We start from the raw sequence: 23,632 nt of genomic DNA, 5'->3' as shown, positions 1-23,632 counted from the left end.
CGGGTTTTTCATGACAAAGCCCGGATATTCAAGTCAATACCCTGTGAATGTTGTGGTGAAATGGTTGCTGATGCAAAAACCCATGAACTTAATGGGAAGCGTGTGTGCATGCCGTGTTATATTTCAGCAACCAACTCATAGTTCTCCCTTAATAATTTATCAATTTTTGATATTCTCTTAATCCTCGTTCTTAAATTTTTCAAAGTATTTCCTGATTGACTCTCAATTAAATTTATTTTTTCCTAATACAAAATAACTGAGATTAATACGTGGTTACACAACATGAATTATTTCAGCCTGATACATAAAGAACGGGTATTTATAAAATATTGTTCGAGATCTTACCAAACCTACAGAAAAGAGAACCCAATAGCAGAATCGGCTGTTTCTCCGGTTATTGGAATAATGCTTATGCTTATTGTCACCGTAATTCTTGGAGCCATAATCAGCGGATATGTCGGAGGGATGTCAGAGACCAAAAGTCAACCACCCCAGTTAGTTATGCAAACCGAGGCGTGTAGATCTCCGAATTTAAATGTGACTATGATGGTTTTATCGGCAGGAGATGGAATTCCAACAAAGGATATCAAAGTTATTACATCCTGGGGAACGAATCATGGGAATTCGACCTTTGGAACATCAGGTATCTACCCTACCGGATTAGGTCCAGGTATAAAAGGGTCAGAAGGTTCCGATCATTTTGGAAATTACACCCTTCTTGGAGGAACCCGAATGTTCATTAATAGTACAGACTCCCGAGCTGGATTTCTTGGAGAGGATTACGAAGATCTGGGTACCGGCGATCCTTTTCGCATTCGGTTCATTCATCTACCATCTCAAAGTACGATTTATGATCAGCAGGTAATAGTGGGTGAATGCTGATGAAAGCAGAGTCAGCGGTTTCTCCGGTAATAGGGGTTCTGCTTATGCTGACGTTAACTCTCATTATTGCAGCGATAGTGAATAGTTTTGCCGGGGGTTTAATGCATACAAAAGATAAATCTCCCGTAGTAACACTTCAGTCAGAATTTCACCGTGAAGATGGAAAGAAATGGAATCTTACCATACATCATATATCAGGGGATCCTCTGCCAACCTGTTGTGTGAATCTTATTATTCGTCCTTCTAAGACATTTTCCTGTGGATATGGAACGATAAAAGAATTGGATCGGGAAAATATCAAATTAAATACCAGTTCAGATAAGTCCTGGGCTGAAGGGATCTCATCCATGCATGCTGGGGACATCCATGTTATTTCCGGGACAAATGATGATATTGATCAAAAAATTCAGCCTCCTGGAGTAGATTTTCTGGAAGAAAGTTCGATAGGGAATACCTTCTATCTCGAATTTTATTATGACCGAAATCTCATCGCCAGATCAGAAGTATTAATTCAACCCTGAAAAAAACGACATGATGTAGCCATCAGGCTCAACCTATGAAAAACAGTTAAGGTACCGAGCTTTACAGAATAATGGGCAGAGCAGGCTGTTCAAATTTTAGGATATAATCCTGGGAAAAAAACTAACCGTTAAATTGCTCTCGCAGGCTAAAGTGCGACTTTGATCGCGGATGACAAATTGGCCTGTTAGGCAATTCATCTGCCCATTATCAGTGATAACTATGACTGAGCAACTTCATATAGCCGCTGGTCTTGACCTTCACAAGTCTTTTCTAATTGCCACAATCCTGACATTAACTGGCGAAAAAATTGTTGACCGCTTTAACCGAACACAGCCTGGATTAATGGCATTAAAGAATTGGATCGTGACCCATAATGTTCAGGCAGTAGGATGTGAATCAACAAGTGATTATTGGATTCAGATTTACGATCTTCTAAGTCCAATCTGTGATGTGATTGTTGGAAATGCACGGGACATGAAAGCTCTCTCACATAAAAAAACAGATAAGATCGATTCTGAGTTTATTGCTACAATTACTCTGAAAGGAATGATTCATCCCTCTCGAATATTTCCACGAGAACATCGTGAATTTCGTTCAACGATTCGATTAAGACATAAATTAGTTCAAAAGCGTTCATCCATCAAGAATGAAATTCATCATATTCTTGATTCAGAGTTATTCCGACTCTCTTCAGTTTTATCGGACATTTTTGGTAAATCGGGTAGTTTAATCATGAGAGGGATTCTCAATAATATTGCAATTGACGACATTGTGAGTCTTCTCCCTGCATCAGTTACGAAGAAAGAAGAAGCATTAAGAGAAGTTTTAGAAACTACACTCTCTGAAGGTGCACTAGAACGACTTGCTTCATGTCTTCAGATAATAAAGATTCTGAATGAGGAAATTGCCAGTTTAACAAAAATTTCAACGAGCTATGCAGTAACTAATTTTCCAAGGGAATTTGGAATACTTAAATCCGTTCCAGGAATTGGAGATATTGTTGCAATCACCCTTCTTGCAGAAATTGGAGATGTAAGAGATTTTTCCTCAGGTGATAAATTATCAAGTTGGTTAGGGATGGTACCCAGAGTATACCAATCTGCTGATAAACTTCGGACCGGATCAATCACTAAGCGGGGTTCGAAGATTGCTAGATGGATCCTTATTCAAGCAGCACATGCAGCAGTCAAGTCAAGGGATAACGATCTCAAAACGTTCTATTCCTCAAAAAAGGACATTATTGGTGCAGGGAAAGCTATTGTTAGTGTCGCAAGAAAGATGGTAGTCATTATCTGGCATCTTTTGACGAATGATGAAATTTACGAAGACACTCAGTATCAATCAATGAAGCAGTCAAAAAAAGTCTATATTAAGGTTCCGAAAAAAACTTCGATTGAGGAAGTTTTACGATTATTAAGTGAGGCAGCAGTAATTCTTAAAGAACCAGACCCAGAAACTGGTTAACCCGATCTTAGTTGACCGGGTTTTTCATGACAAATTATTTTTTACCCACCACAATTAGTCCATATGGATGAGCAATAACCTGTACCCAGGTGAACCCGATATCCTGTAATAGAATCTCTAATTCATCTTTGGTATACGCTGCCTGAACTGATGTCTGAAAGCCCTTTTTTATTTCAGGGCCCTGACAACTACCCAGCATGAATTGATAGATCTCCAGTGACAGATCCCTTCGGAGATCACTTACACTGAATGTACTGCCTGGCTTTAAAACCCGGAATATCTCAGAAAAAACTTTCTCCGGATCTTCCCATTCATGCATGGATCCGTTTGAAAATGCACGATCAAAAGCATTGTCCTCGAATGGCATCGAAAGAGCATTTCCTTCCTTATAGATGACACGTTCCGAAAGATTATATTCATGGCTGTTCTTCTCTGCCAGGCGAATCATTGCGGAGCTGATCTCCAGACCGGTCAGGAAGGTTCCTGTGGTATGCTTGAGCCATTCAAGACCGAAGTATCCAGGCCCCGGACCAATTTCAAGGGCATTATCTCCTGCTTTTGTTGTCCGGACAAGTTCTTCAACCGGGAGGTGGCCGTCATCCCGAAGCCCTCTTTGCATATGGTCATACTGCTCTACGGTTATTTCATCCTGAATTCCGTCTGATGTTTCTGGTATTCTGGGTTTTACTGTCATGTGTTCCTCTTTTATGTCTGTTTCACGGTGATGTGCATATCGTGTATCAACAACTTCTTCTAACCTGAGCAGTCTGCCATTTCGCCTTTGTATGAGCGGGATACGGTTCTGGGTTCCCGTTTCCCGGAATGATCTCATCGACGAAGTAAAACTGGCAGTATCATGTACGCCTGAAAACCGTGCACAGAGGTCAGCAAACTGTTTTTGTTCATCGGGTGTTAACCTGGAAAGACCGGATTCGAGAAATCCATAGATCTTTTCTTCAGTAGAAAGGACCCATTCCTCACCTTTCTCAGTAGGTATCACCTGAATACTCCGTCTGTTCTCTGAATCAGGAGCCCTTTTGACATATCCCTCACGTTCAAGATAATTGACCAGATCTGTTGCAGAGCTGGGGGATATTTCAAGCATCCCTGCAATATCTCCCATACAAATCCTGGAAAAATATGATGAGTAGAGTATCTCAATCGCCCCCGGACTGAGAAGGTTTTTTCTCCCTTTATTTGTTCCAAAGATCATACTCACGACCGTTGAAACAAATCCCAGGGAGAGCCGTAATCTGGATGTTGGATCCATCTGCATATAATTAGGATATCCGTAATGATATAAATATTACGGGTGGCCGTAATGAGTGTCTGAAATCATATATTCAAGTTCTCATACTTGGCAGAAAAAAATCATGAAAACATTGGAATATTACAAGATCCATATGATAGAAAACAGGAGGGTCATATGTGCGAATTCACCGTATATGTAAAAAACGCAGATTCTGAAGAGCAGGAGAAGATAACCCGGAATATTGTTGGTGCAATAAAAAAAGACAACTCTGTTACTCTCATGGATGTTCTGGGAAATTCTCAGGTCGTTGAGAACGTATACATCGAATCGGTGAGTACGATGAAACAGGAGTTGATTCTTAGGAAGTTGAGTTAACCAAAGGTTGTTTCGAGTGTTACATAATCCAATAAGGCGAATTATTATTTTTTAGCCCTAATACTGTCATCTTAAATTGAAGTAACTGATTATTCAGATGGGGCTGTGACACCATTAAGAACATTTATGATTACATTTTTTTTCAGATATCTATTCGTTTGTAACGAACAGTAACCCTATGAAAAAACCACCCGATCAAAAATTCATATTGAGGTAATTATCTCAATTGTGACATTGATTTGAAATTTTCACTTTGCAAAACCTTTTTGCGACCTTCTCGCTTAGTATGTAATGTTGAAACAAGAAAACCCCCTTATCTATCTGAATAACGCTGCAACCAGCTGGCCAAAACCGCCGGAAGTAATTCAAGCCGTTCAGGAATCATTGGAACTACCCTTTGGTGGGGGTGGAAGAGGAACCGGCAAAGCCCAAAGAGATTATCTGACCGAAGGACGGGAAACGGTAGCACATTTCTTTGGAGAAGATTCCCCGGATAAAATCGTCTTCTCGTCGAATGCAACCGATGCCTTAAATACTCTCATTCATGGATTTGCTGCATCACAAACCGAAAAATTCCATGTAATAACGACCACTCTTGAGCATAATTCGGTGCTAAGGCCCCTTCATCATCTGGAAAAAACCGGTGCGATAGAACTGGATCATATCCCCTTTTCCAATACACAGGTAAATCCTGAATCCATCATGGAAGCGGTGACTGATAAAACCCGTCTGGTGGTAATGAATCATGGGAGCAATGTCCTTGGATCGGTTCAGGACATCCGTGCCGTTGGGGAGTATCTGCATGATAAAGATATTTTCTTTATCGTTGACGGATCACAAACCGCCGGACATATTCCCCTGAACCTCTCCTCCCTGGAATTGGATGCCTTTGTGTTTACCGGGCATAAAGGTCTTTATGGAATGCCGGGTATTGGAGGTTTTTGCATTCGAAATCCCGATCCTGTTCTTCCGGTCCGGATGGGAGGGACCGGCACTGATTCCGGATCTCTTGATCAACCGATCGATCTGCCTGAGCGATATGAGATAGGAACTCACAACTATCCGGGTGTTGCGTCCCTGATTGCAGGAATTTCGTTCCTCCAGACGATCGGGATGGATGCTCTTCGGAGGAGATCAGATCGTCAAATTGAGTTTTTCATGAAAGAACTCTCATCAGAACCAGGGATTACCATCTATAATCCTGAGCCTGATCTTCCGATTATTGCTTGCAACATCATCGGACTGGATAATGATGATGTGGGTTATATCCTTGCCAGAAAGGACAATATCGTTGTCAGAACCGGTCTTCATTGTGCTCCATTGCTGCATAAGACAATTGATGATGGAGCAGGATGTGTACGAATCAGTCCTTCATGGTTTACGACTGATGAAGAATGCCAGATAGCAGCAGATGCTATAAAGGAGATTGCCCACCATGCGGATTCTCAGATCTAATCGCCATAAATATTGTGCTGACGGTTCGTTTATGAAAGAATTTATTCTAGACACAGAAGTCACTCCTGTATTTCTCGAATTTTTAAAACACTACGGAAGTCTCGAGATGCTCCCCGGTCTAGGAGAGGGCTTTTATAAATTTGAAAAGACTGATTGTTTTTCGATCAAGGGTTTTCTGAACGAATCAAGTTTTGAAGTGCGATTTAAAAAAGAAGTGATGGAGTTCACCTCTGATTTTCTCTATTCAATACTGTACTGTTACCAGAATGGCAAACCTGACTACACCACATTAAACCGTCGTGATGCTGCTCTTATGGAGCGTGTGAAAACCCGGTTACATGGAAATAAATCCTGATTTCATGCCTCTCACCGTTTTTGAAGAGTATGCTGAGGAGTATGATCAGTGGTTCTCTTATAACCGCGAGATCTATCTGGATGAATTAAGACGGATCAGGCAGGCCATCGGTGATATCCCTTCTCCTGCTCTTGAAATCGGGGTTGGCAGTGGACGGTTTGCAGAGCCGCTGGGTATTCGGTTTGGTATTGAACCGTCCTGGGCACTTGGTGTAATGGCGAAAGATAGAGGAATTGAGGTTATTCGTGCTGTGGGAGAAGCAGTTCCTGTTCAATCTTCAATCTTCCGGATGGTCGTTATGATTACCGTTCTCTGTTTTCTGAAAAAACCTGAAGAAACCTTTCGTGAGGTTCATCGGATTTTCATGCATGATGGGAAGCTTCTTGTTGCATTTATTGAAAAAGGAGGGATTATTGCAGAGCGATATCTTATCCATCCGGATAAGGGAAGGTTTCTCTCTCAGGCCAGGTTTTATAATCATGATGAGGTGATTCGCATGATCACCAGGACCGGATTTGATCTCGTATCAGTCGATTGCAGACTCGGATTTTGTATTCTGACATTTCATAAAGGAGACATAGTCTGAAAATATTCCTTGCAAGAGTCTGTTATCCCCAAATCGGATCATCACCAAAATGCTCCTGCCAGTAATCCATTGATCGGGAGATATGCCGTTTTTTATCTCCTTCATCTGGAAAGGTAACCTGGTAATTCATACAGTAATCGACAAGAATTTCATATGCCTCTTTATACCGGATCATCATCTCATGGGATTGGTCAGGTTCATGTGCAGATACATCCGGGTGCCATTCCCTGACTAATTCATGGTATCTTTTCCTGATCTCTATCATGCTGGCTTTATCAGAAAATCCAAGTAATTTAGCAGCTTGTTGAAGAGTAATGTCCGGTGTCGTTTTCATGGTGAAAAACTCTCAGGTATAATGGTGCACCATTATTGCATTGTATCGTTGGAGTAATCTTTTGATTGGATGATCTTCAGAAGTTCACCCGGGCCTGATACAATCTGGGCACCTGATGACAAGAGTCTTTTTATGGTATCTGTCGCAACTCCGCCTGTAAAATCCGGAAGATATGGTCCTGAAGAAGGAAGAATACAGATTATCTTTTTTGGATCAATCTGTTCAAGAATCCTGATATTCGGATAATTCCCCCACCCAACCGGCATAGAAGTAACTATGACAAAATCGGTTTTTTGAATCAGTTCGGTCAGTTTTTCTTCCATTTCGAGGGAAATACGGGAAAATGGTGGTTCTGCAAGAGTTGGAATATCATATTTTCTTGCAATCAGGCAGTCTGAATCATTTTCACCCAATACTCCACAACTGAGTGGATATCCGGATCTGCTCAAAATTGAGATAAGGTACGATCCTGTCCCCCCACCGGAAATCAGGTGAATCCTGGGTTTATGAATATCTGATTTTTTCCACTCTTCCTCGACATACATATAGGGTGTCCCGGTTGCAGGGTTGATATCGATAACCGGTTGTATCTTGAATACCTCGTGTATGAGTTCGGTGGTCAGAACTTCCTCAGGTTTTCCGTATGCCCGTATCCTGCCCTCATACATGAGCACAATCTGATCACAGTATGCAGCAGCCAGGTTAATATCGTGAAAAATCCCAATTACGGCTCTTTTATCTCGTGAAGTCTCACGAATAATCCTGATGAGTTCATACTGGTGATGAATGTCAATATGGGCGAAGGGTTCATCAAGGAGCAGAAGAATTGGATCCTGGGCAAGCACACGGGCGATCATGACTCTTTGTCGTTCACCTCCGGAAAGTTCTGTAACTGGTCGGTCTGCTAAAGAATCAGTGCCTGTAACTAGAAGTGCTCTTCTTACTGCATCATGATCTTCTTGTGATGGAGATTGAAACCGGTCTATATGTGGATTTCTTCCCATCATAACAACCTCATATACCGGGTATCTGAATTTTATCTCACACTCCTGGGGCACATACCCCACATGTTTTCCAAAATCACGGAATGAATAGGACTCAAGGGAATTTCCCAATAATACCACTTCTCCATTTCGGAATGAAAGGGATCGGGCTATCACCTGCATAAAGGTACTTTTCCCTGAACCATTTGGGCCAATAATACCAATAAAACTCTGTTCGTCAATTTTCAATGATATTTCTTTGAGAATATCCTCTTGTTCATATCCAGCACAGAGGGAGTTAATATCCAGGATGGTATTATTCATAAATCCGACCTCCGGCGAATCAACATGAGAAAGAAAGGTGCACCAAAAAATGCGGTCACAATCCCGACCGGAAGATCTCCAAGCCATGTTCGTGATACGGTGTCGGCACAGATCAAGAGCAGTGCACCACATCCAAGTGATGCTGGAATAAGAATCCTGTGATCCGGACCGGTAATAATCCTCATGATATGGGGAGCGACCAGACCGATAAATCCGATTGATCCAGATACAGAGACTGCAAGGCCGGTAATTCCTGCTGATACTCCAAGAAGAAGGATCTTTGTTTTTTCCGGATCTATACCGAGGGTTCGTGTCTCTGCCTCTCCACAGGACATAATGTTGAGATCCCGGGAGAAAAGAATTAGTATTCCTGCTGGTATCAAGGTGATAAGCAACAGGGGAATATCAGCCCATGATGCATTCCATAATCCACCCATAAGCCAGAACATGATCTGATGCATGTTATTTCCGGAAAAGACAAGACATACGGATACTACTGAGGAAAAAAACATGGATACTGCTATTCCGGTAAGGAGAAGATTTCCTGTGGAGATACGCCTGTTTTGTGCAGCAAGAATATAGACCAGAAATGCTGATCCGATTGCACCAAAAAACGCTGCCACTGGCACGAGAAGAGCCATTCCAGCAATTATCGCCAGTGATACGCCCACTGCACCACCTGCGGAGGTTCCTAGGGTGTAGGGGTCTGCCAGATCATTGCGAAAGAGTGTCTGCATTGCAGCCCCGGCACAAGCAAGTCCGGCCCCGACGAGTGCAGCGGCAATTGCTCTCGGTAACCTGATATCAAACAAAATCTGATAGTGGGTTTTGTCAGTCAGCGTTCCAGTTAAAAAATCAATGATAGATACCTGCACCGGACCGGTGATAACTGATACCAGAACGGCAATCAGAACAGCACAGCCAAGAACAATTAGAATGAGAGAACTTCGTATGGTATTCATAGGATCAGAGGAGACTGTTTTCAAATAATTTTTACCTAACGAAAGATAAGTACTTATGTTATGATGAACCAGTGGGTCCTCTCTAACAACGAGGAAAAAAATAAACGAAAAACATTGCCGTGGATGATTTCTCTTGTAATTATCCTCTCCTTCTGTATCATTCCCGTATATGGTGAACTACAGAATGATCCTTCTACGCCATGGCCGCGGAATATCCAGGATGATCAACAACAGGCGGTTATCATACAATCCCCACCAGAACGAATTGTCTCTCTTGCCCCATCCAATACCGAAGTTTTGTTTGCTCTGGGTCTTGATGATCGGATCGTGGGAGTTACCGATTATTGTGATTATCCACAGCAAGCTCTTGAAAAAAGTAAAATCGGAGGGTTTTCAACCGTCAGTATTGAGAAAGTTATAGCTCTAGAACCGGATCTAGTCGTGTCATCATCAGGCAATAACCAGGAAACGATTGATCGGGTAAAGGAACTTGGCATTCCGGTGTATTATGCTGATGCAGAAAACCTCGATGGAATATATAGGAATTTTGAAAACCTTGGATTTATTACAGGGACTTCGGATAAGGCTTTAAAAATCGTATCCTCATTAAAGGAACGTGAAGAAAAGGTTCGGGAAGCAGGAGCATCTCTTTCAGATAAGCCGGTTGTTGCGCACGTTATCTGGTATGATCCCATTTATGTGAGTGGAAAAGATACATTCCAGGACGAACTCATTCAGATTGCTGGAGGAGTCAACGCATTTTCAGATAAACAGTCACATGCGATTGCAAATATTGAGGAATTTATCAATAAAAACCCGGATATTCTCATGATTAATTCCGGGAGCGGTATGGGAGGCAACTCTTCCGAGATAATTGAGTATTTTAAAACTGAACCCCGGTTGTCTGGGCTATCTGCCATAACATCAGATAATATCATAACTGTTGAGAGCAGTGTTGCAGACCGGGCCGGGCCACGTCTGTGGGATCTGTTAGAAGAAATTGCTCCAAAGATCAGAGGGTTATAATTTCCTCTAACTTAAAGTGTTCTTCTGTGTTTTGATCTTTCCTACAAATTCTTCTTTTGATTTACTCGTAAATTCATGAACCAGGTAATCTGGTTTTATTACTTCGATTATTTTTTTACACCATGGATCTGAGAAGGGCCGGTGTTCATCAAGTTTTGAAACCATAGGCATGAGCAGAGAAATTTGATCCCCATATGAGAGACTTGAAAAACCGGATGGAGGTTTCCTGAAAAAGTTTTCTCTTTGATATACTCCGGATGTACTGCATTGGAAGTGTATTGCCTTCATCCGTTTTATGGTGCTCTCCGATAACCCGTCCAGTGCAGATATGACATACATAATTCCACCCTTTTCTGTCCTGATATCTCCTGCATTCATCATATGTCCGGTATCAAGGACAAAGATCCAGTTATCAAATTCGAGTTGTTCTGTAAAAAAATCCACTTCATCCTGTGATAAGAATGTCAGACCCGGCCACCAAAGGTTTTCAAACCCGATGGTCACCGGTGGCTCTCCACCGGGATAATTCATACAGACAGTATTCAGAAATGAGGCCGCAGAGGAGAGAACTTCATGGTGGGAATACCGGTGATTCCGGGTAAAAAATTCGTCCAGTTCAATGTGGGTGATATGAAAGACGGCGTATGCTGCACCAAGGTTTGCTGCTTTATCCAGATTATCACAAAATGTCCGGACGAGAGCCTCAGGTGTTGCTGCTCCATAATAATATGCCTGTTTGAATGGATCACATGCAGCAGGTACTGTTTCAGGTTCCCGCCAAAGTCGTATCCATCCAAGCCAGCCGGGGAGGTGAACTGATGAAATAAGATCCCGGGGAATCGTTTCGTCATATTCACCCCCCATCAGGAGTTCAACCCCCGAACATTCCATTTTATGAACAAAACTCCTGACATCTTCCCAGGAGTTGTTATACCGTTCCAAATCTATGGAATAGCCTGAAATATTAATAATTTCTTTCATGTTTTGATAATCGTTCAGTTTTTTCCATCAGTCATGGCAAGAATCTCCTCTACATATCGGAATCCCCCGGGTGGAATACTGAGTTGAAACATGGCTCCACACCCCTCCTTCCCAATCTCATATATGGAAATACCCGTAATGTCGAGAATGTCGCGGGTAAGAAATAATCCCATTCCGGTATTTTTTCCATGACTCCTGAGGAAAATCTTAGATTTCTCCTCTTCCGGAATGCCGGTACCGTCATCGCTCACATAAATGAATAATGAACCGTTTTTTTCTTCCGAAGAGAGCGTGATCTGTGAGATATCTCCATGGCGGATCGCATTCTCTATTAGATTATAGCAGACTTTTGGAAACAATGAATCTACATAGATCTCGATAGATTCTGGTATTGTCGAAAAAAATGTGATCCCTTGTGATTGTATAAGTGATGACAGTGCTAAAAACTCTTTTTGAACAGACATCCACTCCGGAGCAGTGGAACCAATATTCTGGTATGTTGAAGTGAATGAGATGTCGCGATCAATGAATTTTGCTGCATTCAAGGCTAGATTAATAAGATGCTGGGTTTCTGCATTCAGATCTGATTCTCCAGCAAGAGAGAGTGCACCCAGCAGTGATGTCAGGTGATTTTTAATGTCATGGCGTGTTATACCAGACATGAGATGGAGTTTTTTATTTGCCCTTTCGAGTGCCTGTTCAATTCTGATTTTTTCAGAAATGTTCCTTCCTCTTCCCAGCAGGGCTTCTTTCCCCTTGTATTCCACAATTCCAAAAGCAAATTCTATTGTTTTTATATCTCCTGTACGTGATAATACCCTTGCTGTATGTCTGAAAGTTTGTTTTTTCTCTTTGAGTGAAGTTACCATCTCCTGGATCATGGACTTTCTATCATCCGGAAGAATTATGTCCCATAAATCTATCCGGTAGAGATCTCCTTCTCCATACCCGGTCATTTCTGCACATGTCGGATTCATATAGAGTATCCGGTAATCCTGGATGATGAAAATACCATCATTACTGTTTTCAACAAGAGTGCGATATTTCAGTTCACTCTCCTCAAGTGCCCGTTGCCATTCGGCAAGAGTCTGGTAACTCTCCCGTAGTTCTTCCTGGGCAAGTTCAAGTTCTTCATATGACTGTGTAAGGGCTTCCTGCTGTCTTTGAAGTTCCTTTTCCATAGTTCTCAATTTCGTTACATCGCGAATCGTTTCTATAACACCAAAAAGTTCTCCGGTTGTTGTATGAAGGACTGAAGCAGTTTTCAGGTATGAATCTGATTCCTTGTTGAGAAAACGTCCGTCTGATAATCCGGTTATACTACTCTCGATGTAATTTAGGAATTCATAATCCTCTGGAATGGGATGAGAACCTGATAACAAATGATCTGCCAGTGTCTTTTGTCTGTCACCATAGAGAGATAATGCATGAATACCATCACGATTTCCAATGGCAGCACCCTGAGGGACTCCGGTAATTCGTTCCATCTCTTTATTCCATGCAATTACCGTTCCTGTATGATTAATTACAAACGCTGCATCTGGAAGATGATTGATAATATTCTCTAAATTTTTTCTTGAATCCCGCATTGACCGGAGAAGCCGAACCCGCTCAGTAGTATCCCGGAGAGATTCTATCGCTCCGGTAATACTCCCTTCAGAATCCCGAAGGACAGTAGCTTTAATCCAGAATATTCTCTCTATTCCATCCATCTGAATAGAGCAGGTACCGGTTATACCTGTATGATTTCGCACAATTTTCTGGTATTTTTCAGGTTCCGGAAGGTCATGAGTGAGAAGGTAATCTAATAAGAGTGGTCTTTTCTTTCCAAAAAAAGGGATTGAGTATGTATAATCCCCTGTACCCAGCATGGATTCTGCATTTACACCAGTTAATTCAACCATTGCTTCATTCCAGGCGATTACCGTACCGTTTGAATTGATAGCAAACGTTGGATCCGGAAGATGGCTGATAATATCTTTCATCTCCTGTCTAGATCGTTTAACCTCTTCAATGGATTGATGGCGTTGGATCGCACGAACCGTTACATGGGCAAGTTCACGAAATTGATCTGTACATCCACTTTTATGAAGATAATGATCTGCACCCCAGTTGAGGGCTTCAACTGCCATCTCTTCCCTGCTCTTGCCGGTAAAAAGGATAAATGGTGTCTTATCTCCTGTAGATCGAATATTAATCAAGAAGGTTATGCCATTTGATCCCGGCATTTCAAAATCTGAAATAATCGCATCATATTTCTTTTCCTGATGCATTATCAGACCGGTATCAGGATCTTCAGCCAAGTCAATTGAAAATTCACCAAATTTCGGAAGAAATAAACTGATGAGATCCCGGAATATCGGTTCATCATCAACATACAGGATAGAGTACATGGCGATCAGATCTGAAACCGGGAAAGGTTTTTCAGAACCACCCTGATTCCATCAATCATCTCTGAAACAGATCTGGATATCTCCTCCCCGGCTTTATATGAAACAGTAGTCTGTTCTGATATTAATTCAACTTCAGATCGTGTATCTTTTAATGTTTCTTCAAATTCCTGAATATTTGCAGTAATCTCTTCAACTGCAGCAGCCTGTTCTTCTGATTCTCCAGCAATTATCGATATTTGCTGGTGTAAACGGGATAACTGATCGTATATTTCATCAAAATCCTGTAAAGTATCCGTCATACTTTTTTGTCCGGATAAAGCATTATTAATTGTTTTTTCCATAACTCCCGTGACGGTTAATGACTGATTCTGTAAACCTCCAATAAGGATTGATATCTCTTCGGCTGAAGTAAATGTCTTATTCGCTAGAGATTTGACTTCTTCTGCTACCACTGAAAAACCCCTGCCTGCTTCTCCAGCACGTGCTGCCTCGATTGCTGCATTTAAAGATAGAAGATTGATCTGATCAGAGACATCACGAATCAGGTCTGTGATTTTTCCGATGTCATCCATTTTAATTCTTAAATCTCTAATAATCAATCCCAATTCTTCGGTAGACTTGGTAATTAAGTGGATAGATCCTGCAGTTTCATGAATTCTGGTAATACCTCTTTTTGTTATATCCTCCGTTTTAATCGATGTAGTACTGAGTTTTTCTGTCTGGGATGCAACGCTACTTACTGCAAGATTTAAATCTTCCATTCCTTTTCTAATCTGCCTGATTATATCAAAATTAGTCTCACTATTTTTTTGGATGTTATACACTGATTCTGTAAGGGTATGAGCTGATGACAATACAAATTCAGCATTTTTTTCTGTTTCATTCGTTTTGAGATTTAAATTGTCCATGGCTTTGGTAACCTCAGCCACTGCCTTTGAAACTTCTATTCCAATAGTATTGAGTGATTGTTTAAATGAAACAAAATTTCCAGATACTCCGATCCTCTCATCAAAAGATGCTGAGAAATTGCACGATGAGTATTGAGATGAAAGGGAAATCGCTGCCTCTAATGGTTTTTGGATCTGGTCCAGTGCCTTGTTTAGGGCAGTTAGGCATTCCTGAAATGTTCCCTTGGCAGTATCGACTGGGCAACGATATTTCAAATTCCCTTCAGTAGTGTTTTTTCCAAGAAGAGTGATATTTTCAAGGAGCTGCATGAAATTTATTCTCATTCTGGTAAGGGATGCAGCAAGGTAGTCATTATATGAGGCAAAAGGAATGTCATTCTGAAAATTTCCTTCCGACATGCAATGTATTATTTCAGCTTTTTGTTGGAATGATTCAACCATTTTCCTAAATGATTCAGCTAATCGGCCGGTTTCATCCTTTTCTCCATTTGAAATAGTGACTCGTAAATTCCCTTTTGCTATCTCTTCTGAAATATGGGTCAATTCATGAATGGGTCGTGAAACCTTCCCTGATATCCAAAACATAAGTAATATCCCAAGTATTGTTAGAACGCTCACAATGATACCAATTGATAGAATATTTCTCAATTCTTCATTCATGATAACAGATTCAGGGACCGATAAAGCAATTATCCAGGGTTTATCTGATCCATTTATTAAAAAAGGTGACAAAAGTAAAAAATTTCCTTCTGATCTGATGATTATTTTTCCCCCCTGATTCACTGATGAGAGAGCTGCAATAATTTGTTTATCCTGAGTAACCGTGCCAATTAATTCAGAATTACCTGTTGCAGCGAGTATCATACCTTCTGAATCAAAAATTGTCATCTTTCCCTTATCTTCAAAAGAATGGAAACTATCTGCATCCTTTTGTAGAGACGTCAATGGTATTTCTGTTCCGACAACGCCCGCAATTCCGTTTTCTGTAATAATTGGGACTGAAACAGAAACAATCATGGTATTAACATCCAAATATGGGGCAGAAACAAAAGGTTTGTGTGTAGTTTTCGGAATACGATAGAATATTTCGTTTTCAATGTCTGAATATGATTCAATGACCCAATTCCCGTTTTCTCTCATTACATCGGCAAGAAACCTACCGGTCCCGTCACTGGTCACATCATGAATATGGAGTGTATCTTTTCCATCAAATGAATCTGGTTCAAAGGCTATCAAAAATCCAAAATATTCAGGATTTGTAATGATTATTTGTTTTAGGAATTCTATTGTTTCATCACGGGAGAGATGATGATTCTGATTATCTAATGAAAAATATGTGGAAAGCAGGTTGGCAACCAGGAGTCCTTCACCTATTTTTTCCTGTATTTTTGTTGATTCCAAAGTACTATGGGTTAACAGCAGTTCTTCAGCTGATTGAAGGGCAAGCGCTGATAAACTGAACCCTGAGAAAATGATTACGCATAATCCAATAAGGATCATACAACATGCTGAAGATATTGCTATCTTTTTTTGAATAGAATTTAGTTGAAATATTGACATTTCTGTTCTCCTGACTAAATAAAAAATTCACTATTAAAATAAAATTTAATTCACTACAAAAATTTTGTATTACTGGGTTAATAGGCTGTTGATGTGAGTGAATATGTATGATAAAAGCATTTAAATATTTTTACTTATTGTTAAATATTTTAAAATTAATAAGATTTAATCGTATCAATATGTCCTTTCTCCAAAATTCAGAATTTATTATGTCTGGTTGAGTTTTCCTTATTTCGTGCCAAAATATTCTAAAAGTATTCAATTTCTGGAAGGAATGTATGGTTTCTTAAGAGAAATAGAATAATTACAGTGAAGTCATATGGATATTTACTTGCCTGTTTTTAGAAATTAAGGTTAAATTGTATATTATTGCATAGAATGAATTTAATGAATTTAACGGAGTGAAATTTAGGCTTGTAATGAGATAATTGCGACGGAAATCAATTTAATAAACGCCTGCTGTTTAAATGGTTGAAGGAGATGATGTGTAACCTGGTTATGATAAAATCCGCCAATAGTGACCATTGGTGTAATCATAATGCTGGCTAGAGATCGTCTGGAGAAAAAATTGTTTTTTTTAATAAAACGGTGTGAACCGACTCCATGACCCCTGTGATGTGGCTATGAAGAGATTTTATCATGGGGGTATGACTAATGCGGAATGGGAATGAATAAATTAGTATTGATATTTCACCGAAATATGAATTTATTTCCCTTAAAATCTTTCCTTTATCAAATAATTAATGGATATTGTGGAGATTGAATGAGAGGAGAAATGTATGTCGGATTGATAAAAACATAAATTTATATAATCAACTTTTTGATACTAATTTTTAAAGATGTAATTCTTCTACCTTTATGGGACAATTTGGTTTCATTCACACTCAATTTTATCTCTATTAGGAATATTTTATTATATTATTTATAATATAAATTTAATTGAATAAATATATTTATAAACTTAAAATATTATACAAATATTAACTTATAAAGATAATGGTAGATTATTATGAAAGGTCATGGCAAAAAAATCGAGAGTCATGGAGCAGTATTACTGGTCTCCATCGGAACAACCCAGGCAGAAGGAAGAGCAGTAATTGACTCCTGTGTTAAGCGAATTCAGACATCGTACCCAAAAGCAGAGGTTGCGTATTCATTCACATCCGAACCGGTCAGATTAGTCCTGCGGGAACAGAATGAATATATCCAGGGACCTCTGGCAGCAATTACGTCCCTTCTTGATAAAGGGCATTCACAGGTTGTTGTGCAGCCGTTATTTATAACATCAGGGGCACGGTACCATGAATTATATCCAATTATCACTGCCCTCAATGAACTAGCCGGGGCACATGGAGCAGTCGGCTTTGATGGTATCCTCATCAGTTCCTCACTCCTTATGAACCCCGAAGATTATGCAGACACTGCGAAAGCAATCGAGTCAATCTATTCTCCGAAAGAAAAAGATGAGGCAGTTGTCCTGGTATCCCCTACAGCAGAAGGGGGAGCCGAACCTGCACTCTGCCAATTACAGATGATTTTGGACGACATCTCACATAGTGGTCAGATCATCATCGGAACAGTGAATGGATATCCGGACTTTGAAAAGGTGAAAACACGCCTTTCTCATATCGGGGCAAAGAAAGTAAAACTGGTACCTCTCACCATTGTTCCCGGAATTCATGCATGGATAGAACTTTCCGGCGATGCAAATAATCAGTCATGGCAGAAACAGTTAGAGTCTATTGGCTGTACGGTGACGGTTGAAACCAAAGGATTAGGAGAATATGATCTGGTCATAGAACTATTCATGAACCGGCTGAAAAGAACGGCGGACTCTCATAGTTTCCTTAAATAACCTTTTTTTCGCTATCCCTCCTCAGAAGCCCATACGGGATTTATTTTAGCGTTCAGGATTTCTTATCCTGACTATCGAGGTTTTGGTCTGAAACGAAAATTAATTTTACAATAAGCGACAAAATTTTATCAAATATTATTGATAAGACTAAAAAATTTTGGAGTTAAAATTTTGGAAAAAAATGAAAATAACTCGGTTGATCAGTGCACAACTCTGCAGATGATTTATAAAACGAGCAGCGGTGAGGAGGTATTTCGGAATGAAAATTCTATTGTTGTCAGATTTCCTGGAAAGCGAAATGCAGTAACCACCTCGTATGTGAATGGCGGGTACCAGGAAGATCTTACATCTGTCTTCAACCATGAACCAAAACCCACAAAGGGACATTGTTCCCATGACCTTGAAGGAGGGAGTGTAGAGGCCTATATTGGTATCCATTCCCGTCGGCTTGGTCTTGACCCAGATACCACTGCAGCCATGATGACCGCAGCAAAGATGAAGAATGCTGCGATTTCAACGCGTTCATTCCGGAACCTGGAAGTAACCTCGATAGTAACGGCGGGAATTGAGGTAAACGGGGGGAGGGCAGGGGATCCTGCCTCATGGCATGAGGAAGAAGGACAAACGATCTATGTTGGTGGGACCATTAATACCATCATCCTTGTCAACTGCTGCCTTCCTGCTCATACTCTGACCCGTGTGATCATGACCGCTACTGAAGCAAAAACTGTCGCAATTCAGCAGTTAATGGCCCCGAGTAAATATTCTACGGGCATTGCAACCGGTTCAGGGACAGACCAGATTTGTGTCATCTCGAATTTGGAAAGTCCGCATGTGATCACCTGGGCTGGAAAACATTCCAAACTTGGTGAACTGGTTGCCAGGTGTGTCATTGATGCAACGACCGAAGCATTAGCAAAACAGACCAATCTGACTCCGGATTCTCAGAGGGATATGCTGGTTCGACTTGATCGGTTCGGGATAGATGAGAAGAAATACTGGGAGGTTGCTGCTTCCCTTGAGGGTGAGAATAAAAGAGATCTATTTATCCGGAATCTTCGTAACTTCTCTAAAACGCCCACTGTGGTTGCAATGGTCTCTTCCCTCCTCCATATTGTAGATGAAGTGAGCTGGGGACTTATTCCTGAACTGGCTGGGAAAAGTGCGGCCATTTCGGTGATGAAGACTCTTCCGGATGTGGTCAATACACAGAAAAAACCGGATTTTAACGCTATTATTGATGAAAGAAATAGTATCATTGAGAATTGGGTGCGGCTCTCTGCATGGTGTGTAAAATGTGGGTTTTCAGGAAATAACGTATGAAAGATGAGATAATTGTATTCCCCTTTTCAGCCATAGTCGGGCAGCAGGATATGAAAGATGCATTGCTCGCAAATATCATCTATCCGTCCATTGGTGGGGTGCTCATCCGGGGGGAGAAAGGGACGGCGAAATCAACAACCGTCAGAGCTGCTGCTGATCTTCTTCCTGAACGAGAGGTGATGAAAGGATGTATATTTCGTTGTGAGATCAGGGATCCTAGAAATCTGTGTGAAACATGCCGTGAAAAGATTGCTCAGGGTGAAAACCCAGTCTCTGAATATACTCGTATGCGGGTTGTGGAACTTCCTCTCTGTGCCACAGAAGACCGGGTTGCAGGTACTCTTGATATTGAACATGCCATTACCAAGGGAATCAAAAAATTTGAACCTGGAGTACTTGCGATGGCAAACGGCAATATTCTCTATGTTGATGAAGTGAACCTTCTCGATGATCATATTGTTGATCTTCTCCTTGATGCAGCAGCGATGGGAGTAAATTTTGTTGAGCGTGAAGGAATTTCATATTCCCACCCTGCACGGTTCCTTCTTGTTGGAACGATGAATCCTGAAGAAGGAGATCTTCGCCCTCAGCTTCTAGATCGGTTCGGTCTGGTGGTTGATGTTGAAGGTGAAAAGGATAACAGGGAACGGTCGGAGATCGTAAAACGAAGGCTTAATTTTGAACGTGATCCTGTTGTGTTTTGTACTTCCTTTCAGGCCGAACAGCAGGCAATCCGGGACCATATTATCAGGGCCAAACAGATCATCGCTGAATTACGGCCTGATGATCTCCTGATAAATACCGCTGTAAAAATTTCTCTCTCCCTGGGTGTTGATGGGCATCGGTCTGATATTACTCTGGTAAAGACTGCTTTAGCTTTTGCTGCACTTGATGGAAGAAAAGTAGTGAATTGTAACGATGTAATAAAAGCTGCAGGACTTTCACTCCCACACCGGATGAGAAGAAGGCCATTTGAAGAGAGTTCTATGGATTTCGCTGCTGTTCGTGGGATAATTGAGAGTTGTTACGAAAGCTCATGAATCATCTTTTCCCTTTTACCGAAATAACCGGGCAGGAACATGCCAAAAAAGCACTGTTATGTGCTCTTGTTTGTGATGATATCCGCAGTATTCTCATTCTGGGAAATCCGGGAACGGCCAAGTCTGCTCTGGTACGGTCGGTTGAGACTCTTACGGATAGGAAAAAGGTCATCACGATTCCCCAGAATGTAACCTATGACCGGCTTTTAGGGACCATTGACCTGGAAAAAGTGATTACCAGTGGTAATATGCATGTCCATCCAGGAATCTTACAGGAAGGGAATAACCAGATCCTGTATGCAGATGATATCAACCTGATGGATGAAGGAGTCATTCAGAGTATTCTCTCGACATCTGAAACCGGTCAGTATCTGCTTGAGCGGGAAGGGTTATCCCGGATGATTTCAACCCGGTTTACCTTTCTGGCAAGTATGGATCCTGCGGAAGGAGAATTGTCTTCTGGTCAGATGGATCGGTTTGACCTCTGTATCAGAACTGATCAGATAACCGAAACCGGAATGCGGGCAGAAATAATCCGTAAAGCTCTTAGTTTTGAACATTCTCCTGATGCCTTTGTCCTTGGATGTGAAAAGGAAACGGATGATCTAAAAAAAAATATCCAGGCCGCAAAGGAACGGTTTCTCTATGTAAGCATCCCTGATGGTCATGCAGATCTGATATCATCACTCTGTATCGAACTGGCAGTACAAGGATATCGGGGGGATATTGCTGTTGCCAGGACTGCAAAAGCTCTTGCAGCACTTGACCGGAGAGATGAGGTAATATTCGATGACATCAAACTTGCTGCCCTTTTTGCTCTAGAGCACCGGAGAGGTGACCGCCAGGATCGGCCTCCTCATCCGCCCCATTCTGAAAAAGAGGAGAGACCTGAGCAGGATTCCGATAAAAATAGATCAGAAAAACAAAATCAGCCTGATACGAGGTCAGATGATCAGATTGGTGAGCAGGACAAGAAAAACCAGGAAAAAAATCAAATCCCTACTCCCCCTCCTGACCGCTATTTTGATATTGGATCTCCCTTTGAGGTAATCAGGTACCTGGATGAAAATACCTGGCAGGTGACACAGAAACAAAAAAGCGGCCGGAGAAGCAGGGTAATCAGTTCTGATTCATCAGGTCATTATCGTTCATTCCGGTATCCCGGAAGATGCAGAAATGATATTGCGGTTGATGCAACCATTCGTGCAGCAGCTCCGTATCAAAGGATACGGAACAGAAACGGGCTTGCAATATCTGTGAAAAAAACCGACATCAGAGAGAAAGTCAGGGAAAAGAAAATTGCACATACGATTCTGTTTCTTGTTGATGCCAGCGGCTCGATGGGGGTGCAGAAACGTATGGTGGCAGTAAAAGGTGCAATTTTATCATTGCTCAACGATGCATACCAGAAACGTGATAGGGTTGGTCTTATGATCTTTAGGGGTGATTCTGCAGATCTTCTTCTTCCTCCAACACGAAGCCCGGAGCTTGCAGCAAAATTGCTGAAAGCAATTCCAACCGGTGGGAAAACTCCCCTTCTAAAGGGTTTAACTGAAGGATACCTGCTGCTTACTCGTGGTAAGTATGCAGCACCCGGTGAGAATAAATCCATTGTTCTTCTGACTGATGGGAGGGGAAATATGCCTCTTACTAATAAAGCCCCCGGAGAAGAGCTGGCTTTAATTGCCCGAAAAATCACCGGGACTGGTGTCAGGTTTGTGGTAGTAGATACAGAGTCCGGATTTCCCCGACTTGACAGGGCACGTATTCTTGCACGTGATCTGAATGGATCTTATTTCCGACTTGAAGATTTGAGTATTCATGGCCTTGCCGGCTGTGTTAACGAATTGATGTATTCTGAAAGGTGATGAACATGACTGAGAAAATTCTGAAAAAATTGTATATTTTTTTATTCATAGCGATTGCATTGACTATCTGCCTCCCGTGTATCGTTCTGGGAGAATCCGGTGGATTATTCCCTGATAAGGTAAATCCTGAATTTGCAAAGGGTTTTTCTGTTGAATATCACGACACATACAAGGTGATTCATATTCATGATCCCTGGGGAAGAGATACTGAAAATTATACCTACCTTCTGGTTCAGCGGGGTGAGGAGGTACCTGCTGGTTATCCCAATGCGAAGGTTTTTTTTATCCCGTTAGAGAACGTGGTAACACTTGGTGCTGTCCAGATTCCGTTTATTAGTAAACTTGGAGAAATTGCAACAATTACGGGTCACAATGGAGTAAATCTTGTTCAGGATCCTGAATTTATACAGCTGGTACAGAAAGGGGATATCATAGAGATTGGAAGTGGGGAGCTTTCAATGGGTACCATGCTTAAAATGGAAGATTTAATAGAACTTGAACCAGATGCGGTTTTTTGTGTAGCTAATGGAAATAAAGAGTACGATAATCACTATAAACTCCAGGAAGCTGGATTAAAACCGGTAATTTCTGCTGAATGGATGGAAGAAAGCCCTCTTGGACGTGCTGAATGGATCAAATTCTTCTCCCTGTTTTATAACAAGGAAAAAACCGCAAACCAGGTTTTTGATCAGGTAAAAAAGAATTACCTCGAAACGAAAGAAAAAGTCCAAAACATCTCTCAAAAACCAACTATATTCTCTGGAATTGATTACCAGGGTTCCTGGTATGCTCCGGGCGGGAGTAGTTACGTGGCTGCATTCTTCCGGGATGCTGGTGGCAATTACCTGCTTGGAGATGGGAATGACAGAGGTGACAAAACTCTCGATTTTGAATCGGTGTATGACAAGGCACAGGCAGCAGATTACTGGATAAATATTGGATATGCTGACAATATAGATGAACTCCTTGCCCTTGATCAGCGGTATCAGAAATTCAAGGCATTCCAGGAGAACAGGATTTATCACTATAATGCCCGGGTAAATGAGTATGGAGGGAATGATTACTGGCAGTCTGGAATAATCAGCCCTGATGTTGTCCTGGTCGATTTGGTAAAAATCCTTCAGCCGGATCTGCTGTCTTATCATGACCTGTATTACTACCAGCATATCAATGCAACCTGACGA

General features: G+C 41.3%; 22 protein-coding genes. 14 read left to right on the top strand and 8 right to left on the bottom strand.

Going from position 1 to position 23,632, the window contains the following annotated elements; genetic code table 11:
• Positions 1-60: 60 nt before the first annotated feature.
• The 4 genes from KSK55_RS16400 (at position 61) to KSK55_RS05115 (ending at position 2,868) form a co-directional block, all read left to right on the top strand.
• Positions 61-141 carry a hypothetical protein gene (locus KSK55_RS16400; protein ID WP_256664294.1) on the top strand — a complete coding sequence of 27 codons (81 nt, stop codon included), beginning with the start codon at positions 61-63 and terminating at the stop codon, positions 139-141.
• A gap of 141 nt (positions 142-282) precedes the next feature.
• Positions 283-882: a type IV pilin domain-containing protein gene (locus KSK55_RS05125; protein ID WP_218608453.1), complete on the top strand. Its 600-nt coding sequence runs from the start codon at positions 283-285 to the stop codon at positions 880-882.
• A complete protein-coding gene (locus KSK55_RS05120; RefSeq protein ID WP_256664190.1) occupies positions 882-1,403 on the top strand; it encodes a type IV pilin N-terminal domain-containing protein in 522 nt (173 codons plus the stop codon). Before KSK55_RS05125 ends, KSK55_RS05120 begins: the two co-directional genes overlap by 1 nt.
• A gap of 220 nt (positions 1,404-1,623) precedes the next feature.
• Positions 1,624-2,868, top strand: coding sequence for an IS110 family RNA-guided transposase (locus KSK55_RS05115; RefSeq protein WP_218608232.1), 1,245 nt, complete (start codon positions 1,624-1,626; stop codon positions 2,866-2,868).
• Positions 2,869-2,902: 34 nt separating this feature from the next.
• On the opposite strand, the gene KSK55_RS05110 is transcribed toward KSK55_RS05115, so the two are convergent.
• Positions 2,903-4,138 (bottom strand): methyltransferase domain-containing protein, encoded by a 1,236-nt coding sequence (locus KSK55_RS05110; protein ID WP_218608451.1) that lies wholly within the window; start codon positions 4,136-4,138, stop codon positions 2,903-2,905.
• Positions 4,139-4,294: 156 nt separating this feature from the next.
• On the opposite strand from KSK55_RS05110, the gene KSK55_RS05105 reads away from it, so the two are divergent.
• The 4 genes from KSK55_RS05105 (at position 4,295) to KSK55_RS05090 (ending at position 6,891) form a co-directional block, all read left to right on the top strand.
• On the top strand, positions 4,295-4,495 hold the full coding sequence (locus tag KSK55_RS05105) for a CooT family nickel-binding protein (RefSeq protein WP_218608450.1): 201 nt from the start codon (positions 4,295-4,297) through the stop codon (positions 4,493-4,495).
• Between the two features lie 291 nt (positions 4,496-4,786).
• Positions 4,787-5,950 (top strand): aminotransferase class V-fold PLP-dependent enzyme, encoded by a 1,164-nt coding sequence (locus KSK55_RS05100; protein ID WP_306128295.1) that lies wholly within the window; start codon positions 4,787-4,789, stop codon positions 5,948-5,950.
• The gene (locus KSK55_RS05095) at positions 5,931-6,305 is read left to right on the top strand and encodes a hypothetical protein (RefSeq protein ID WP_218608449.1); all 375 of its coding nucleotides are present in this window, start codon (positions 5,931-5,933) and stop codon (positions 6,303-6,305) included. The genes KSK55_RS05100 and KSK55_RS05095 overlap by 20 nt, the downstream gene beginning before the upstream one ends.
• The gene (locus KSK55_RS05090; RefSeq protein WP_256664189.1) at positions 6,289-6,891 is read left to right on the top strand and encodes a class I SAM-dependent methyltransferase; all 603 of its coding nucleotides are present in this window, start codon (positions 6,289-6,291) and stop codon (positions 6,889-6,891) included. The genes KSK55_RS05095 and KSK55_RS05090 overlap by 17 nt, the downstream gene beginning before the upstream one ends.
• A 22-nt stretch (positions 6,892-6,913) precedes the next feature.
• Here the strand turns inward: KSK55_RS05090 and KSK55_RS05085 are convergent, their stop codons facing one another.
• Genes KSK55_RS05085 through KSK55_RS05075 form a run of 3 tightly spaced genes read right to left on the bottom strand, consistent with a single transcriptional unit; the run spans position 6,914 to position 9,494 of the window.
• On the bottom strand, positions 6,914-7,225 hold the full coding sequence (locus KSK55_RS05085; RefSeq protein WP_218608448.1) for a J domain-containing protein: 312 nt from the start codon (positions 7,223-7,225) through the stop codon (positions 6,914-6,916).
• Positions 7,226-7,257: 32 nt separating this feature from the next.
• Positions 7,258-8,532, bottom strand: a complete 1,275-nt coding sequence (locus KSK55_RS05080; RefSeq protein ID WP_218608447.1) for an ABC transporter ATP-binding protein — start codon at positions 8,530-8,532, stop codon at positions 7,258-7,260.
• Positions 8,529-9,494: a FecCD family ABC transporter permease gene (locus KSK55_RS05075; protein WP_218608446.1), complete on the bottom strand. Its 966-nt coding sequence runs from the start codon at positions 9,492-9,494 to the stop codon at positions 8,529-8,531. Before KSK55_RS05075 ends, KSK55_RS05080 begins: the two co-directional genes overlap by 4 nt.
• A 60-nt stretch (positions 9,495-9,554) precedes the next feature.
• On the opposite strand from KSK55_RS05075, the gene KSK55_RS05070 reads away from it, so the two are divergent.
• Positions 9,555-10,520: an ABC transporter substrate-binding protein gene (locus KSK55_RS05070; RefSeq protein ID WP_218608445.1), complete on the top strand. Its 966-nt coding sequence runs from the start codon at positions 9,555-9,557 to the stop codon at positions 10,518-10,520.
• Between the two features lie 6 nt (positions 10,521-10,526).
• On the opposite strand, the gene KSK55_RS05065 is transcribed toward KSK55_RS05070, so the two are convergent.
• The 4 genes from KSK55_RS05065 to KSK55_RS16395 all read right to left on the bottom strand — a co-directional run bounded on the left by KSK55_RS05065 (position 10,527) and on the right by KSK55_RS16395 (position 16,899).
• Positions 10,527-11,501, bottom strand: coding sequence for an apurinic/apyrimidinic endonuclease family protein (locus KSK55_RS05065; protein ID WP_218608444.1), 975 nt, complete (start codon positions 11,499-11,501; stop codon positions 10,527-10,529).
• 14 nt (positions 11,502-11,515) lie between these two features.
• Positions 11,516-13,894, bottom strand: coding sequence for a PAS domain S-box protein (locus tag KSK55_RS05060; RefSeq protein ID WP_218608443.1), 2,379 nt, complete (start codon positions 13,892-13,894; stop codon positions 11,516-11,518).
• Between the two features lie 5 nt (positions 13,895-13,899).
• On the bottom strand, positions 13,900-16,362 hold the full coding sequence (locus KSK55_RS05055) for a methyl-accepting chemotaxis protein (protein ID WP_218608442.1): 2,463 nt from the start codon (positions 16,360-16,362) through the stop codon (positions 13,900-13,902).
• Positions 16,363-16,770: 408 nt separating this feature from the next.
• Positions 16,771-16,899 (bottom strand): hypothetical protein, encoded by a 129-nt coding sequence (locus KSK55_RS16395; protein WP_256664188.1) that lies wholly within the window; start codon positions 16,897-16,899, stop codon positions 16,771-16,773.
• A gap of 472 nt (positions 16,900-17,371) precedes the next feature.
• On the opposite strand from KSK55_RS16395, the gene KSK55_RS05050 reads away from it, so the two are divergent.
• From KSK55_RS05050 to KSK55_RS05030, 5 genes are all read left to right on the top strand, one after another.
• Positions 17,372-18,217, top strand: coding sequence for a sirohydrochlorin cobaltochelatase (locus KSK55_RS05050; protein WP_218608441.1), 846 nt, complete (start codon positions 17,372-17,374; stop codon positions 18,215-18,217).
• Positions 18,218-18,388: 171 nt separating this feature from the next.
• Complete coding sequence (locus KSK55_RS05045; RefSeq protein ID WP_256664187.1) at positions 18,389-19,540, top strand: adenosylcobinamide amidohydrolase; 1,152 nt, start codon at positions 18,389-18,391, stop codon at positions 19,538-19,540.
• Positions 19,537-20,580: an ATP-binding protein gene (locus tag KSK55_RS05040; RefSeq protein ID WP_218608440.1), complete on the top strand. Its 1,044-nt coding sequence runs from the start codon at positions 19,537-19,539 to the stop codon at positions 20,578-20,580. Before KSK55_RS05045 ends, KSK55_RS05040 begins: the two co-directional genes overlap by 4 nt.
• Positions 20,577-22,448 carry a VWA domain-containing protein gene (locus tag KSK55_RS05035; protein ID WP_218608439.1) on the top strand — a complete coding sequence of 624 codons (1,872 nt, stop codon included), beginning with the start codon at positions 20,577-20,579 and terminating at the stop codon, positions 22,446-22,448. The genes KSK55_RS05040 and KSK55_RS05035 overlap by 4 nt, the downstream gene beginning before the upstream one ends.
• Positions 22,449-22,453: 5 nt before the next feature.
• Positions 22,454-23,629 (top strand): ABC transporter substrate-binding protein, encoded by a 1,176-nt coding sequence (locus KSK55_RS05030; RefSeq protein WP_218608438.1) that lies wholly within the window; start codon positions 22,454-22,456, stop codon positions 23,627-23,629.
• Positions 23,630-23,632: the final 3 nt, after the last annotated feature.

Origin of the sequence: Methanospirillum hungatei, from assembly GCF_019263745.1 — an archaeon.
GTDB classification, from domain to species: domain Archaea; phylum Halobacteriota; class Methanomicrobia; order Methanomicrobiales; family Methanospirillaceae; genus Methanospirillum; species Methanospirillum purgamenti.
Note: the sequence above shows the minus strand (reverse complement) of the source record. Positions and strands in the feature narration are given on the sequence as shown.

Coding starts and splice junctions, on each gene's coding strand:
- KSK55_RS05105 (WP_218608450.1), top strand. CDS start 4,295: ATGTGCGAATTCACCGTATATGTAAAAAACGCAGATTCTGAAGAGCAG.
- KSK55_RS05095 (WP_218608449.1), top strand. CDS start 5,931: ATGCGGATTCTCAGATCTAATCGCCATAAATATTGTGCTGACGGTTCG.
- KSK55_RS05115 (WP_218608232.1), top strand. CDS start 1,624: ATGACTGAGCAACTTCATATAGCCGCTGGTCTTGACCTTCACAAGTCT.
- KSK55_RS05100 (WP_306128295.1), top strand. CDS start 4,787: ATGTTGAAACAAGAAAACCCCCTTATCTATCTGAATAACGCTGCAACC.
- KSK55_RS05090 (WP_256664189.1), top strand. CDS start 6,289: ATGGAAATAAATCCTGATTTCATGCCTCTCACCGTTTTTGAAGAGTAT.
- KSK55_RS05035 (WP_218608439.1), top strand. CDS start 20,577: ATGAATCATCTTTTCCCTTTTACCGAAATAACCGGGCAGGAACATGCC.
- KSK55_RS05055 (WP_218608442.1), bottom strand. CDS start 16,362: ATGTCAATATTTCAACTAAATTCTATTCAAAAAAAGATAGCAATATCT.
- KSK55_RS05060 (WP_218608443.1), bottom strand. CDS start 13,894: ATGTACTCTATCCTGTATGTTGATGATGAACCGATATTCCGGGATCTC.
- KSK55_RS05040 (WP_218608440.1), top strand. CDS start 19,537: ATGAAAGATGAGATAATTGTATTCCCCTTTTCAGCCATAGTCGGGCAG.
- KSK55_RS05085 (WP_218608448.1), bottom strand. CDS start 7,225: ATGAAAACGACACCGGACATTACTCTTCAACAAGCTGCTAAATTACTT.
- KSK55_RS05120 (WP_256664190.1), top strand. CDS start 882: ATGAAAGCAGAGTCAGCGGTTTCTCCGGTAATAGGGGTTCTGCTTATG.
- KSK55_RS05065 (WP_218608444.1), bottom strand. CDS start 11,501: ATGAAAGAAATTATTAATATTTCAGGCTATTCCATAGATTTGGAACGG.
- KSK55_RS16400 (WP_256664294.1), top strand. CDS start 61: ATGGTTGCTGATGCAAAAACCCATGAACTTAATGGGAAGCGTGTGTGC.
- KSK55_RS05030 (WP_218608438.1), top strand. CDS start 22,454: ATGACTGAGAAAATTCTGAAAAAATTGTATATTTTTTTATTCATAGCG.
- KSK55_RS05080 (WP_218608447.1), bottom strand. CDS start 8,532: ATGAATAATACCATCCTGGATATTAACTCCCTCTGTGCTGGATATGAA.
- KSK55_RS05070 (WP_218608445.1), top strand. CDS start 9,555: ATGATGAACCAGTGGGTCCTCTCTAACAACGAGGAAAAAAATAAACGA.
- KSK55_RS05075 (WP_218608446.1), bottom strand. CDS start 9,494: ATGAATACCATACGAAGTTCTCTCATTCTAATTGTTCTTGGCTGTGCT.
- KSK55_RS05125 (WP_218608453.1), top strand. CDS start 283: ATGAATTATTTCAGCCTGATACATAAAGAACGGGTATTTATAAAATAT.
- KSK55_RS05110 (WP_218608451.1), bottom strand. CDS start 4,138: ATGGATCCAACATCCAGATTACGGCTCTCCCTGGGATTTGTTTCAACG.
- KSK55_RS16395 (WP_256664188.1), bottom strand. CDS start 16,899: ATGATTACACCAATGGTCACTATTGGCGGATTTTATCATAACCAGGTT.
- KSK55_RS05050 (WP_218608441.1), top strand. CDS start 17,372: ATGAAAGGTCATGGCAAAAAAATCGAGAGTCATGGAGCAGTATTACTG.